The organism is Acinetobacter sp. TYF_19 (genome assembly GCF_043105125.1).
Taxonomy (GTDB): Bacteria; Pseudomonadota; Gammaproteobacteria; order Pseudomonadales; family Moraxellaceae; genus Acinetobacter; species Acinetobacter johnsonii.
Genome location: NZ_JBICLH010000067.1, coordinates 15,170 through 28,885 on the forward strand (window position 1 = coordinate 15,170; position 13,716 = coordinate 28,885).

12 protein-coding genes are annotated in these 13,716 nt (G+C 41.5%); 5 read left to right on the forward strand and 7 right to left on the reverse strand.

Features of this window, described 5'->3' with window-relative positions:
• Window positions 1–11: 11 nt before the first annotated feature.
• Window positions 12–644, reverse strand: coding sequence for a hypothetical protein (locus tag ACF8FD_RS09880; protein WP_234305051.1), 633 nt, complete (start codon window positions 642–644; stop codon window positions 12–14).
• A 114-nt stretch (window positions 645–758) separates the two neighbouring features.
• Here ACF8FD_RS09880 and ACF8FD_RS09885 point away from each other — a divergent pair, with 114 nt between their 5' ends.
• Together ACF8FD_RS09885 and ACF8FD_RS09890 are read left to right on the forward strand one after the other, a co-directional pair.
• Window positions 759–1,154, forward strand: a complete 396-nt coding sequence (locus tag ACF8FD_RS09885; protein ID WP_004696747.1) for a DUF3144 domain-containing protein — start codon at window positions 759–761, stop codon at window positions 1,152–1,154.
• Window positions 1,155–1,275: 121 nt separating this feature from the next.
• Entirely contained in the window at window positions 1,276–2,340 is a 1,065-nt protein-coding gene (locus ACF8FD_RS09890; RefSeq protein ID WP_279679224.1) for an amidohydrolase, read from the forward strand.
• Window positions 2,341–2,429: 89 nt separating this feature from the next.
• On the opposite strand, the gene ACF8FD_RS09895 is transcribed toward ACF8FD_RS09890, so the two are convergent.
• The 3 genes from ACF8FD_RS09895 to ACF8FD_RS09905 form a co-directional block, all read right to left on the reverse strand.
• A complete protein-coding gene (locus ACF8FD_RS09895) occupies window positions 2,430–5,216 on the reverse strand; it encodes a pitrilysin family protein (RefSeq protein ID WP_279679225.1) in 2,787 nt (928 codons plus the stop codon).
• 146 nt (window positions 5,217–5,362) lie between these two features.
• Window positions 5,363–6,190, reverse strand: coding sequence for a PhzF family phenazine biosynthesis protein (locus tag ACF8FD_RS09900; RefSeq protein ID WP_279679226.1), 828 nt, complete (start codon window positions 6,188–6,190; stop codon window positions 5,363–5,365).
• A 152-nt stretch (window positions 6,191–6,342) separates the two neighbouring features.
• On the reverse strand, window positions 6,343–7,731 hold the full coding sequence (locus ACF8FD_RS09905; protein WP_234305054.1) for an L-cystine transporter: 1,389 nt from the start codon (window positions 7,729–7,731) through the stop codon (window positions 6,343–6,345).
• A gap of 159 nt (window positions 7,732–7,890) precedes the next feature.
• Here ACF8FD_RS09905 and ACF8FD_RS09910 point away from each other — a divergent pair, with 159 nt between their 5' ends.
• Both ACF8FD_RS09910 and ACF8FD_RS09915 read left to right on the forward strand, forming a co-directional pair.
• Entirely contained in the window at window positions 7,891–8,496 is a 606-nt protein-coding gene (locus ACF8FD_RS09910; protein WP_234305055.1) for a flavin reductase family protein, read from the forward strand.
• A 108-nt stretch (window positions 8,497–8,604) separates the two neighbouring features.
• Entirely contained in the window at window positions 8,605–9,807 is a 1,203-nt protein-coding gene (locus ACF8FD_RS09915; protein ID WP_234305056.1) for a YbfB/YjiJ family MFS transporter, read from the forward strand.
• A 220-nt stretch (window positions 9,808–10,027) separates the two neighbouring features.
• On the opposite strand, the gene ACF8FD_RS09920 is transcribed toward ACF8FD_RS09915, so the two are convergent.
• The 3 genes from ACF8FD_RS09920 to icd form a co-directional block, all read right to left on the reverse strand.
• Complete coding sequence (locus ACF8FD_RS09920; protein WP_234305057.1) at window positions 10,028–10,579, reverse strand: M23 family metallopeptidase; 552 nt, start codon at window positions 10,577–10,579, stop codon at window positions 10,028–10,030.
• A gap of 331 nt (window positions 10,580–10,910) precedes the next feature.
• Window positions 10,911–11,087: a hypothetical protein gene (locus ACF8FD_RS09925; RefSeq protein ID WP_234305058.1), complete on the reverse strand. Its 177-nt coding sequence runs from the start codon at window positions 11,085–11,087 to the stop codon at window positions 10,911–10,913.
• A 285-nt stretch (window positions 11,088–11,372) separates the two neighbouring features.
• Complete coding sequence (gene icd, locus ACF8FD_RS09930; protein ID WP_005401098.1) at window positions 11,373–12,626, reverse strand: NADP-dependent isocitrate dehydrogenase; 1,254 nt, start codon at window positions 12,624–12,626, stop codon at window positions 11,373–11,375.
• Between the two features lie 197 nt (window positions 12,627–12,823).
• Here icd and ACF8FD_RS09935 point away from each other — a divergent pair, with 197 nt between their 5' ends.
• Window positions 12,824–13,615 carry a pseudouridine synthase gene (locus ACF8FD_RS09935; RefSeq protein ID WP_114837930.1) on the forward strand — a complete coding sequence of 264 codons (792 nt, stop codon included), beginning with the start codon at window positions 12,824–12,826 and terminating at the stop codon, window positions 13,613–13,615.
• The last annotated feature ends 101 nt before the right edge of the window (window positions 13,616–13,716 follow it).

Consider the following 13,716-nt stretch of genomic DNA (forward strand, 5'->3'; position numbering starts at 1 on the left):
CGACACTTAAGTTAACGATACTTTCCGTACACCTTCCACGTATTGTTATCTGCTAAGGGGTTGTTATAGCTATCACTGCGCTGTTTACGTGGTTTGTCTCGAGCATCGACCAATTCAAAGTGTGCTTCGGTACTTAACACGATACCATTTACATAAAATCGGGTACGGGTATATTCACTCTGCCCATGCTGAAACACATAGGTTCTGAGGTCAATAAATTCCCTATGCGCAACCAAGGCAGCGTTATCATCGCTGTCCAACCAAGCGCGCATAGCCTGCACCTGTTCTGGTTCAAATTGTCCGCATTTTTCAATTAAGCTCGCAATGCCGCGAAAACTTTTAGATTCTTTAGCACGGGTTTTATTAATCCGAATACGATCGACATGAAAATAAAATAGCGGCAAATTTAAATGACTGGGTAAATGAATTGCATCCAACACTTCATCTTCCATAAAAGGTTGGAACAAGTCTTGTGCCCGCTCAATCAAACCCGTCCACTGACGGTAGTAATCCTCAACCTCTGTTTTCGTTCCGTAATAGATCGGTAAGCCTTCGACATTGGCTAGATTTTGTGGCGGCCAAATGTTTTGACGCAATAATGCAATATCACTTTTTAAACTTTGTACCGCAATCGCGTCTTGCATGAATATTCTCTATTTTATTACTTAGGCTATTTTTAGATTAAGGCAAAGGTTTAGTTTCTGCAAGGCTTTGCCTATAATGCAGTCTGAGTTATTTATGTATTTTAGGACAAGTTCATGGTTCAGAAGATTGAAGCAACAGATGTAACCGAAGAAGAAGCGTTGAATGCTGCTTTTTTTGAACGTGCAGATGAATTTATTAAGCAAGCCAACGATTTTTGTCGCACTGAAAAAGGTTCACAAGTGAAACCTGCCGAAATACGTGGCCAAGTGAGTGCTGCGATGTTGTTTGGTACAGCCCGTTTTAACACGTGGGTGGCAGCTAATAACTTTAAAGATGGCGATGAAATGCGTGATGCCAAAGAACAAGTGATGTCTTATATTTTGCAGCAGTTCCAAATGATGCTTGAAGACAACTATGACGAATATTGTGAACAGTTTGAAAACTACCTTCGTTTCCGTCATAACGAAGAATTTCATGCCAACAAGCATGACCACAAACACGATCACTGATCAATCAAAGCCTGCTTCGTGCAGGCTTTTTTCATTTCGTCATATTTAAAACGAAATACAATGTTGCAACACCTCAATTTACAGTATGGTAATCGCTAAGGAATATGACTTAGGGAAGAACATGCAGCATTTGGACTTTGCACTCATCGATTCACACATCCATCAATGGGACCCCTATAACACGCCACATGCAGCGGCTTTGGCAGTCAAATTATTGGGTAAGCATCCTAAGCTTTTGGACAAAATGGTTCGTTTGGTGAAACCTAAAGACCTGATTGAAACCCTAGGCCTAACCCGTCATATCACACGTCCTTATTTGCCCCAAGACTATAAACTCGATACTGGCCCATACACAGTAGAGCAAGTGGTACATGTTGAAGCCAGTTGGCATCACAGCAAAGGTAAAGGTGTGGTTGAGGAAACTCAGTTTATCGAGTCTTTAGCTTTTGGGGCGGATACCGTCAAATTGGGTGGCATTGTCGCAACAGCTGACCCACGTGATCGTAACTTTAAAAAAATCCTAAAATTACACCATAAAGCTTCACCACACTTTCGTGGTATTCGTAAAATGGCGTCTTTTCATGAAGACAAAGCAATCCATTCGTGGACAGATGAGCCACAGTTATATCGTAATAAAAAATTTCTCAAAGGCTTCGAAGTGCTGTCCCAATATAACTTGAGTTTTGATGCTTGGGTTTATTCGACACAGCTTGAAGATGTAATTTATCTGGCCAAGCAGTTCCCAGAAACTTCCATTGTGCTGGATCATTTGGGTACACCCGCAGGTTTATTTGGCCCAATTGGTGCAAATACAGGGATGACACAGACGGCGCGGGAAAATATTTTCTTCCGTTGGCAGGACGACTTAGCTGAACTTACAAGCTATCCGAATGTCTATACCAAAATGTCGGGGCTTTTCATGCCTGTATTAGGACATCGCTTTCATAAAGAAGGTCGGCTAGCATCCAAACAAGAGGTCTTTGACCTTGCACATCCCATGATTACACATGCCCTCACCTGTTTTGGAATCTATCGAGTAATGTTTGCCTCGAACTTTCCTATGGATTCGGTCAGTACATCGTTGGTGAATATTATCGATGCCTTTAGCGATGTCGTCGCTGCCTATGAGCCTGATGCTTTAGAGCGCGTATTCCATCACAATGCCAAACAGTTTTATCGGCTTTAATTAAAAAAATAAGAAAACTAATTTCTAAAAGCTATAACAAAAAGAACCCCTCAATTTTGAGGGGTTCTTTTAAATGAAAACTGAAATCTTTACTTTTTCAGCGCTGGTTGCGCTTTGCCATATTGGTCAGCCATCACTTCAACCAACTGATCCAGCTTAATATACTTCTGAATCACCGCATCAACATCGGCTTTGCCAATTTTTGCCAATGCTAAATCACGCTGTTCGCGATCCAGTAAAGTACGATTTCGCTTCATTTGAGGAATTAACATACGATGGATATTGCGACTATCTTCAAGTGCAGTCACACGCTTTTTCAAAATATCGGCCTTGGCAGCTTCCACTTCCTGTTCAGTAACGCCTTTTGCCAGTAACTCATTCAACACTTTATACACCGCTTGAGACACTTGAGCCGATTTGCCTGCGCTATAGTTCGCATCAATCGTCAGCGCTCCTGACTCCGTCCAGTCATCCAGCGAAATACTACTACCAAAACCATAGACCAAGGCATTCTTTTCACGTAGCTCTTGTGCCAAACGAGAAGATAACTGCGACTCACCTAAAATGTGCTCGAGTACCTGTAAAGCAGGTGCATCTGGGTGGTATGTACCCACAGGGAACGTCATAATGCTCTGATAGCTACCAAACTCACGCTGCTCTGACAGTGCATGTACACGCTGCGCTTTATATGCAGTAAAGTCAGAAGTAATCCGCTGATAAGGCGCTGCCGAATTCCAGTTTGCAAAAGCCTGATTTAAAGTCTTTTTCATCTTTTTCATCTTTTTCATATCAATCACGCCCGTTACCGAAATTTGTGCATGATTCATCGCAAAGAACTGCTGATACAGCTGTTTCACCTGTCCTTGTGTTGCGGCCTGATACTGCTTCTTGACATATTCAGGCTCGAAGTGATGTCGAATATCCCCAATTGGATAAGTTTCAAGTAAACGAGCAATGGTTAAAGCTGCTACAGTTTCAGGTTCTGTATAGGGTCGGTCTAGACTTGCTAAGCTTTGTGACTTAATCAAATCAAACTGGCTTTGTTCAAAGGTTGGATTTTTAAGTACATCGATCACGAAGTTAAAAAATTCATCAAACTTTTCTTTCTTGGCCACGATTGAAATATTAATCCCATTGCCATTACTTGAGGCACTTGCTCCACCACCCGCATCAATCGAATGATCGGCAATATCTTGCAAACTATATTGAGTTGATGCTCTGAGCAATAAATAAGAAGTCAGATCTAACAACTCTGCTTTATTAAACAAACTTTCTGCAGTACCAAAATCAATCGAAATGGTGGCATAAGTCTTATCATCACGCGTGCTACTTGGGTACAGCGCATATTGCATGCCATTTTTTAACTTGCCACGCTGAATTTGTTTTTCAGCACTTTCTAAATATTGCTTTGAGCTTTTTACATATCCAGCCACTTCTGCCTTATACGCACTGATATCTTTCAATGGTTCTTCAGCAACGGCTTGTTGGTCTAAAGTTTTTGCTGGGGTCGCTGCTGCCGCTTGTTCAAGTGCTTTTTTCTGATCTTCTGGGGTCGGTAAAATAGTGCCTGAAATACGATGCTCAGGCACTAAAAAGTCATCTAAACGTTGGTTCACATCAGTAACGCTGAGCTGTTGTAACTGTTGCTGATCTTTAAAGTATTGTGTCCAATCACCATTGGCAGAAACCACATAGTCACTGAGCATGCCACCGACTGCCGTTGCACTGCTGAACATGCTTTCTTGGGCATTTTTAATCATGCTCTTCACACGGTTGAGCTCAACCTCATTGAAGCTTGGTGTTTTTTCTACACCAGTAACCAAAGCCGACTCGACTTTCTTTACATCATGGTTGGGGGCATAAACTGCGCCCATAAACACCATATTAAAATCTTGGTCTAACCATGTGGTCGACTGAACAGCTGTCGCCGTTCCCGTTTCTACAATGCTTTGGTACAAATGCCCACTGGGTTGCATGGTGTATAAATACGGTGACACCGCCAACGCGGTCTTAATGTTCTCGTTTTTACCATTCAGGTAGATATTATATTTGGCTAAGTTACTGCCCTTTTTCACCACAAACTGACGATCTTTAATCTTACTGGCATCTAAGACAGGCACTTTGACTTTCGCAGGCACAGCACGCGCTTTAATCGCACTAAACTTTTCATCTATCTGCTTCAGTACAGCAGCTTGGTCAAACTTGCCCGAAATGACAAACACCGCATTATTCGGTGCATACCAGTCACGATAAAACTTATTCAGCTCAGCCATTTTGATTGACTGTAACTCATTTAAATCACCAATCGGTAAACGCCCTAAATATTGATTACCATAAGCGGACTTCCACATCTGATCCATGAGCACTGAAAAAGGCTGATCCATACGGACTTCACGCTCGCGTTTTACAATCGCGATTTCAGATGGTACATATTTTTCTTGGAGCACCAAACCGTCCATACGCTCTGCTTCAAGATGAATTAGCTCATTAATTGCATTTTGTTCAGGACGAACCACATTAATATATTTGGTTGAATAATAGTCCGTGCTGGCATTATTCATTAAACCGTATTGATCTAAACGGCGTTGAAACTCATCCCCTGGAACATTTTTAGTCCCCTTGAACGCTAAGTGTTCCAATAGGTGCGCTAAACCACCCTTACCTTTTGGGTCGTTCAATGAACCAGTCAAATAGACCATGTTCATATACACTTTATTTTCTTTATCGTTTGGCGCAAGAATAATACGTAAACCGTTATCTAATTTATATTCTTCAATTTTCTGTTCCGATTTTACCAATACGGGTTGTGCCCATACTGTGCCCCCAAAGCCAAGTAGCAATACCGACAAACTCAATGTTTTAAAACGCATTAACATTATTTTTCCAAATAATTCGACAAAATATGAATGATTCTCAACATCATAGAGGAAAGTGAAATTATTTTTATAGTAATTTGGTGAAAAATAGCATTTTAATCAATGCTTATTTTTCACCAGCAGTTTTAATTTAAGAGAATTACAACTTAAGCTAAGTAAAGTTCAGCTGTCATATATAACTTGGCATAGCCAGAAATTTGGATCCGCGTTTCAGACTGAATATCACAGTACAGTAATCCACCACGGCTCGATGCCTGATAGGCAATCAATGAGGTTTTACCCAACTTCTCCGCCCATAGTGGTGCAAGACCTGTATGCATGGAGCCTGTCACAGGGTCTTCATTGATGCCTTTATGCGGTGCGAAATAACGCGCGATATAGTCATAGTCTTGAAACGTTGAGGTCAGGGTAACATCCAAGTTTTCAGCAGTAATCGCAGTACTGACTTTATGCTTTTCTGCCAGTTGACGAATTTTATCTAAGTTCGGTTTGGCATCCTTAACGGCCTGCTCAGACTCACACACTAAAATATAAGCCTGTGGATTTAAATAGACTTCTTTAATTTCACAATCGACCAATTCATGAATTTCCGCAGGATAGTCTTCTAACTTTTGCGGTGCACGAATTGGAAAATTCATATGAATCTTGCCGTCAACATCTTGATCAATGATAAAAACACCCAAGTCTTTCACATGAAACTGGATACGTTTAGCATCGGTATAATCCCGAAACAGGACGAAACTACTGGCTAAAGTCGCGTGCCCACAAAAGTCCACTTCAACCTGAGGGGTAAACCAGCGAATTTCATAGTTTTCAGCATCAATGACTTTCACAAAAGCCGTTTCTGCCAAATTATTTTCCAAAGCAATATTCTGCATCAAATCTACTGCTAACCATTCATCACGTACAATCACAGCGGCAGGATTACCTTTGAATAATTCAGTTGTAAAGGCATCGACTTGATACATTTTCATCGTTTTTCTCCTAAATTGAAGCTTTATTTTGCAAAAAACTGCGCAAAAAAGTAGATACAGTTTTTCGTCATTTATGGATACACGCCCAATAAAAAGAAGCCTAATCATGAAGATAGGCTTCTTTTCAGTTCATAAGCTATATATTTCTCAGCTTAGACTTCTTTTAAGTCCACATTGTCTTGCTCAAAAATGCGCTTATCTGTTTGACCTAAGACTTGACTGGTCACGACACCTGCGGTCATCGAACCATTCACATTCAAAGCTGTGCGACCCATATCAATTAAAGGCTCAATTGAAATGAGCAGTGCAACCAAAGTCACAGGCAAGCCCAACATTGGCAGGACAATCAGCGCTGCAAATGTTGCACCACCACCTACACCTGCCACCCCAATCGAGCTCAAGGTCACGACACAAACCAAAGTCAAAATCCAAAGTGGATCGAGTGGATTAATACCCACTGTCGGCGCAACCATAACGGCCAACATCGCAGGATACAGCCCCGCACAGCCGTTTTGCCCAATGGTCGTACCAAATGATGCTGAAAAGCTGGCAATCGACTCAGGTACGCCCAGACGTCGTGTTTGCGCTTCAATATTTAAAGGAATACTCGCAGCACTTGAACGGCTAGTAAACGCAAAAGTCAGCACAGGCCAAACCTTTTTAAAGAACTGAATTGGGTTCACGCCTGTGAGCGCCAAAATCACGGCGTGCACGATAAACATAATCGCCAAGCCGATATAAGACGCAACCAAGAAGCCACCTAAGTTTAAGATGTCCGCCATTTTAGAGTTGGCCACAATATTGGTCATGAGTGCGAACACACCGTAAGGAGTGAGCATCATAATTAGACGCACCAACTTCATGACCCACGCTTGCAAGATGTCAATTGCAGACAACAGCTTTTGCCCTTTTTCAGCATCCGCTTTCATGAGGTTCAAACCTGCAATGCCTAAAAACACTGCAAAAATGACTACACTAATAATGGAGGTTGGATGTGCCCCAGTCAGCTCGGCAAAAGGATTGCTCGGAATAAATGACAGAAATAAATCAGGCACTTGCAAGTCAGCCACTTGCCCGACATAGTCAGTTTGAATCCTATTTAAACGTTCAGTTTCTTGTGTACCTTGCACTAAACCTGCCGCAGTTAAGCCGAACAGATTGGTCACCACCACACCGACAAATGCAGCAATCGCTGTAGTAAATAGCAAAGTCCCAATACTGATAAAACTAATTTTACCCAATGAACCTGCATCGTGCAGCTTAATCACAGCGCCTAAAATGGAAACAAATACCAAAGGCATCACCACCATTTGTAGTAGTTTGACATAGCCTTTACCGACCAAATTAAACCACTGTACCGACTCTTGCAGCACAGGCGAATGCGTACCATAAAACCCATGTAAAGCAAGACCAAAAACAATACCGAGACAGAGACCTGCCAGTACTTTCTTCGCTAAACTCCAATCGGTTTTACGGGTTTGGCCCAGTAAAAAAAGCAATGCAATAAAAATGATGACATTGACGATTAAGGGGATATTCATATTGTTTCCCTAAATGATGCTGTCATAATTATAAATCAAAATTTAAACGGGCTTACTGTTTTGCGCCATATTCCACGCTGAATGTACAAATTTAGACTGAATTGGCAGTTTTAGAATGTGGTATAAAGCATTTAAACGGCTGTTAAAGTGTTCTTTTACATGAATCAATCTTTGCTTAATCCTCACATTCTGCCCGTCCCTTTAGAAAAAGCATATCGGCTACTCAACCACGGCCCAACCGTGCTGGTTTCCAGTCAAGATGATGAAAGCACCGATGTCATGGCCGCGGCTTGGGCATGCGCCCTAGAGTTTAGCCCAGCCAAAGTGACGGTCGTACTCGATAAATCTACGAAAACCCGCAGTATTATTGAAAAATCGGGTTTGTTTGCGCTGCAAGTCCCTACACTTAAACAGCTGAAAATGGTCTACGGACTGGGCATGATCAGTCAATATGATGCTCCTGAAAAGTTACGTCAATGTGGGGTCGAACTTTTTCAGTTTGGTCACAGCCCAATTCCAGTGGTTGAAGGCTGTAGTGCATGGATTCTGTGTGAACTCATTCCTGAACCGCATAATCAGCAGCAGCATGACTTGTTTATTGGCAAAGTCATTGCCGCTTATGCAGATGATCGTGTTTTTAGAGATGGCCATTGGTACTACCATGAAGCCGCAGATGAATGGAAAAGTATCCATCATGTTGCAGGCGGGCATTTTTATACCATTGGTGATGCAGTGGATATCAATCAACTCAAAGATACTGATTAAATTGACTGCGCCTTTACTCCGCTCGACTAAAGGTGGACATCACCCGATTGTTTTATTGTAAATTTCATCTTATAGTTCAAGTGTGTTTTTTAAACAAATAGTCAAATTATGATGAACAGGACGTTCTCAAGCACCGTACAACTGAGTCTCTTTCTCTGCCTGAGTATGTGCTTGGGAATTGGCATCTTACGTTTTTCTTATACAGCTCTACTGCCGTCCACTCGCGAAGCCTATGAATGGTCACACAATTTCGCCAGCCTACTCGGTAGTGCCAATCTGCTGGGCTATCTGATCGGCGCATTTTGGGCAATGAAGTTGCCACAAAATGCAAAAATGCCAATCTATATCATTTTTGCTGCGCTCTTTGGTTCAATCAGCCTATTTGCCTGTGCATTTTCACATTTTAATGAAGTTTGGTATTTGGTGTGGCGCATCATTTCAGGTATCGGCGGTGGTTTGCTGATGATTCTATCGCCCAGTATTGTGGCGCAGTGCAGTGAGTTACAGCACCGTTTTAAAATTAATTTCATTGGATTTAGCGGAATAGGAATTGGTGTATTGGCAGCCACGCTGTTTATGCCGTATTTAGACCGTATTGCAATCAGTAGTGCATGGTTCATTCTCTGTGGCTTTGCATTTGTCATTACATGGTTATTATGGATACTTGTTCACCCTTTCCAAAAACAACTGCACAGTATCCCTACAAGCCAGCCCCAGACTTATACAGTGAATAAAATTTACTATAGCTTACTCATTGTTTATGCCTGCAGCGCCTTTGCGTATATTCCCCATTCTTTGTTTTGGATTGATTATTTAAGCCATGTGTTAACGCTAAATTTATATTGGATCAATTTTAACTGGATTTTATATGGCTTAGGCAGCGCTTTGGGTGCAGCGACAGCTTATGCTTTAGCGCGTAAATTTGGCAACTTTCTGGCTTTAAAGATTTTATACAGTGTCTATATTGCGGCAGTTTTTATTGCGGTTCTGAGTTTTTCGCCCGTATTTACGCTCATGTCCTCATTTCTCACAGGCCTACTGAACCCTGCGGTGGTTTTTCTCACTTCCTACACCATCTTACAACTCTACGGCTTGGCCTATAAAAAGTTGTGGAGTATGGCAACACTCAGCTTTGCAACGGTCCAGCTGGTCGGTGGCCTAAGTTTTAGTACCTTGCAGCATTTGGGTTGGTCATATCACTTTCAGTTTATGCTTGCTGCGGGAGTACTCAGTTTAGGAACACTGCAACTATTTTATTTTACTCGTAGGACATCCACCTCCAATCCAACAACTAAAAAAGAGGCCTTTTAAGCCTTCGCATTGAAGAGAATCAAAAAAGAATTAACCTACTTGCGTTAGTCGGGCGCGTTATAGAGGGTCATCCATGTTAAATACGTAGTGATATTTTTAACTTACCTCTAAATACTACAAATGTATTGTGTAAGTATAAGAAAAGAACCCAATTGAGGGACCTTCTATGATCAATACAATGGATGCATTCAAACTTTTACATCTGTAGATCAAAGCTCGGTTATTTCAATGCATTTAAAGTTAAATACGGATAAGGATTTACGGCTCCTTTTCCAGTCCTATAAATTCCATAGTGCAAATGTGGTGGCGTATTTTTGGCATTGCCCGTATTCCCGACATAGCCCAATACTTCTCCCACTTCAACCCAGTCACCCGTTTGAATATTAGGCGCATAAGCATCTAAATGTGCATAGTAGTGACGGCTTAAGTTTGGTCCCATTACCCATACTACTTGTCCACCTAGACTATTGAGGCCGACATCCAAGACAATGCCTGATGTGGCGCTTAAGACAGGCGTACCACGTTTGGCAAAGATATCAATACCTTGATGTTTTCGTCCCTGACCACGTTCAGCCCCCCAAGTGTCCTGTATCTGCTTATGGCTTACACCTTGTACAGGCACATTTAAGTTTTTCTCTAAAGGTGTCTTATATAACTGCCAATATAAATATGGATAACTCAAACCTGCTGCTTCACCCGAAGCGGGTGGCTGACATCCACTCATCAGCAGACTTGTACTTAAAATAGCTCCACTCAGAACTAAACGAGACATGATTCAACTACTCAGCTAATTTTTAGATATTAAAATAAGATACAGTTACCTTTTCATACTAAATACCTCATATATTGAAAGATATCTTATATATGTAACAGCAAAGCCCTCATATAAAATGAGGGCTTTGCTTCAAATAAACCACGTAAAATTACTTACGTTTCTTCAGTTCTTTCTCTAAGGCTTTCAGCTTAGACTGATGCTTAGAAATCTTTTTTAAACGTGCTTTGATCTTCTGTTTTAATGTTTTCACAACATTATTCGACATAAGGTCCTCCTTTGGTTCAACTCCCTTTGATCGATACTTCCTTGAAACGCCTTTGGCATTCGTTCATGAAATAGCAATACGCCTAGCGTTGTTGCTGATCTGGGTTCGGTTGTTTTTGCGGATTTTGCTGTTCTTGTGGCTGGTTCGGCTGTTGCTGTTGTTGCTGCTGATCTTGCTGTTCTTGGGTTGATTCGGCTGTTGTTGACGTTGTTGCTGATTATTTTGTTGTTGATTAGCCATGAGACTACTCCTTTTTCATCATTTGCCGTAGTTGACAAGTACCACCTTACAGTAATAGGGAGAAAACCCAAGCCATAAGCTGTATCAAGGTGATTCAATGTAATTACATATATAAATTATGGTTAAGAATCAACTCCCCCTTATTATTCAGCCTTACCTATACTCACTGAAAGCACAAATCCTTTAACCTAGTTTTACATTACAAACCTATTTCCAGACCTATTTTCAAGCCAACAAAAGAGAACCCGCAGTATATGCGGGTTTCTATCATTTTTAGCTTAAGGCTTATTCCATATTCGCAATAATAGCCTCACCAAACTCCGAACAACGCAATAAGGTCGCATTCGGCATTAATCGCTCAAAATCATAAGTGACTGTTTTCGCCTCAATTGCCCCTGAAATGCCTTTAATAATCAAATCTGCCGCCTCTACCCAGCCCATATCCCGTAGCATCATTTCAGCAGAAAGAATAATGGAGCCTGGATTGACTTTATCTTGACCGGCATATTTTGGCGCTGTTCCGTGCGTGGCTTCATAAACAGAAATCGCCCCACCAATATTCGCACCCGGCGCAATACCAATCCCTCCAACTTCTGCAGCCAGTGCATCAGAAATATAGTCACCATTCAGGTTTAAAGTCGCAATCACTGAATAGTCCGCAGGACGCATTAAAATCTGCTGCAAGAATGCATCGGCAATCACATCTTTAATGATGATGTCTTTACCATTTTTTGGATTTTTAATTTTTACCCATGGCCCGCCATCAATGAGCTCACCACCGAAACGGTCCATCGCAAGTTCATAACCCCACTCTTTAAACGCTCCTTCGGTATATTTCATGATGTTGCCTTTGTGAACCAAGGTCACACTCGGCTTATCATTATCAATGGCAAATTGAATGGCTTTACGCACAAGACGCTGCGTTCCCTCTTTCGATACAGGCTTAATCCCGATACCACAGTTATCTTCAAAGCGGATTTTAGTCACGCCCATTTCTTCTTTGAGAAACTTAATTACTTTCTTTGCCTCGGGAGAATCGGCTTTCCACTCAATTCCTGCATAAATATCTTCTGAGTTTTCACGGAAAATGACCATATCGGTCAGTTCAGGGTGCTGAACAGGTGATGGTACCCCTTCAAACCAACGTACAGGGCGTACACAGACGTACAAATCTAATTCTTGGCGTAGCGCCACGTTCAAAGAACGAATGCCCCCGCCGACGGGTGTGGTTAAGGGGCCTTTAATTGAAACCACAAACTCGCGTAGCGCATCAAAAGTTTCTTCTGGCATATAAGAGCCATAAATTTTATTGGCTTTTTCACCGCAGTAGACTTCCATCCACTCAATCGAGCGTTTACCACCATATGCTTTTTGTACTGCAGCATCCACTACAGTTTTCATGGCTGGTGTAATGTCGACACCAATACCATCGCCTTCAATAAAAGGAATAATCGGTTGATTTGGAACATTTAATGATAAATCTGCGTTTACGGTAATTTTACTACCATCCGCAGGAACGATGATCTTCTGATAACCCATTTTGCAGGCGCTCCCTTTTATTATAATTGGCAAATTTAAAAAATAATTGCCGATAGACAATACTTTCCACTCTTCTTATCGCATAATAGCTTAATCGAATTCCGCTGTTTTTGAGATTTATACGAGAAATAACTACATTTCTCTATTAAATAAATCTTGATATTTCTTATTTTATGTAATTACAGAAGTTATTGACTATGAAAATCGTCATCCTGAATAAGCCCTATGACGTCCTCTCCCAGTTCCGTAAAGATGAAGCACATATGACGATGTCTGACTTTGTCAGCGACTCTACTTTGCGCTTGGCTGGTCGTTTGGATATGGACTCTGAAGGCTTGGTATTTTTAACCGACCATGGTGGTTTAAACCAATACATCACTAACCCTGCCAATAAAAAATTTAAAACATATTTGGTTCAAGTTGAAGGTGATGTCACTGAAGAAGCCCTTGAGCAGTTGCGTAAAGGTGTGGAACTTAAAGATGGTATGACTTTACCTGCTGAAGCATCTAAAGTTGAACAACCTGAGTGGTTATGGGAGCGTGATCCTCCTGTACGTTTCCGTGCGTCTGTGCCGACGTCTTGGGTCGAAATTTCCATTTGTGAAGGCCGTAACCGTCAAGTACGTCGTATGACTGCTGCTGTAGGTTTTCCTACTTTACGTTTAATCCGTACTAAAATTGGTGCAATTGATTTGGTTCAAATGGGTTTACAGCCAGGCGAAACCAAAGAAATCGAGCCACTTTTATACCCTGACTTTCAGAACATTCCTGCGGAAGAACCTTACCGTTCACGCTCTTATGTGAAAAAACCGGGTGGTACAGGTGGTAAGCCTATGGTTCGTAAGAACAAAGATGGCTCTGTGAAAAAGTCTGGTACGAAGCGTATTTGGCAAATGGATGATAGTGAGAAACCAAAGCGTAAAACCAATGGTACTACTCGTCCAAATACGAAAGCACCACGTGGTCGCGGACGTAATAATGGTCGTTAAAAATTAAGTATTTTAAAGCCCACGAAAGTGGGCTTTTTATTATAAATTTATTTCTTTATATAGCTCATCAATTTGTGTCAAAGTCCAATACCGCTTATTTG

Coding starts and splice junctions, on each gene's coding strand:
- ACF8FD_RS09880 (WP_234305051.1), bottom strand. CDS start 644: ATGCAAGACGCGATTGCGGTACAAAGTTTAAAAAGTGATATTGCATTA.
- ACF8FD_RS09885 (WP_004696747.1), top strand. CDS start 759: ATGGTTCAGAAGATTGAAGCAACAGATGTAACCGAAGAAGAAGCGTTG.
- ACF8FD_RS09890 (WP_279679224.1), top strand. CDS start 1,276: ATGCAGCATTTGGACTTTGCACTCATCGATTCACACATCCATCAATGG.
- ACF8FD_RS09895 (WP_279679225.1), bottom strand. CDS start 5,216: ATGTTAATGCGTTTTAAAACATTGAGTTTGTCGGTATTGCTACTTGGC.
- ACF8FD_RS09900 (WP_279679226.1), bottom strand. CDS start 6,190: ATGAAAATGTATCAAGTCGATGCCTTTACAACTGAATTATTCAAAGGT.
- ACF8FD_RS09905 (WP_234305054.1), bottom strand. CDS start 7,731: ATGAATATCCCCTTAATCGTCAATGTCATCATTTTTATTGCATTGCTT.
- ACF8FD_RS09910 (WP_234305055.1), top strand. CDS start 7,891: ATGAATCAATCTTTGCTTAATCCTCACATTCTGCCCGTCCCTTTAGAA.
- ACF8FD_RS09915 (WP_234305056.1), top strand. CDS start 8,605: ATGATGAACAGGACGTTCTCAAGCACCGTACAACTGAGTCTCTTTCTC.
- ACF8FD_RS09920 (WP_234305057.1), bottom strand. CDS start 10,579: ATGTCTCGTTTAGTTCTGAGTGGAGCTATTTTAAGTACAAGTCTGCTG.
- ACF8FD_RS09925 (WP_234305058.1), bottom strand. CDS start 11,087: ATGGCTAATCAACAACAAAATAATCAGCAACAACGTCAACAACAGCCG.
- icd (WP_005401098.1), bottom strand. CDS start 12,626: ATGGGTTATCAGAAGATCATCGTTCCTGCGGATGGTAGTAAAATTACC.
- ACF8FD_RS09935 (WP_114837930.1), top strand. CDS start 12,824: ATGAAAATCGTCATCCTGAATAAGCCCTATGACGTCCTCTCCCAGTTC.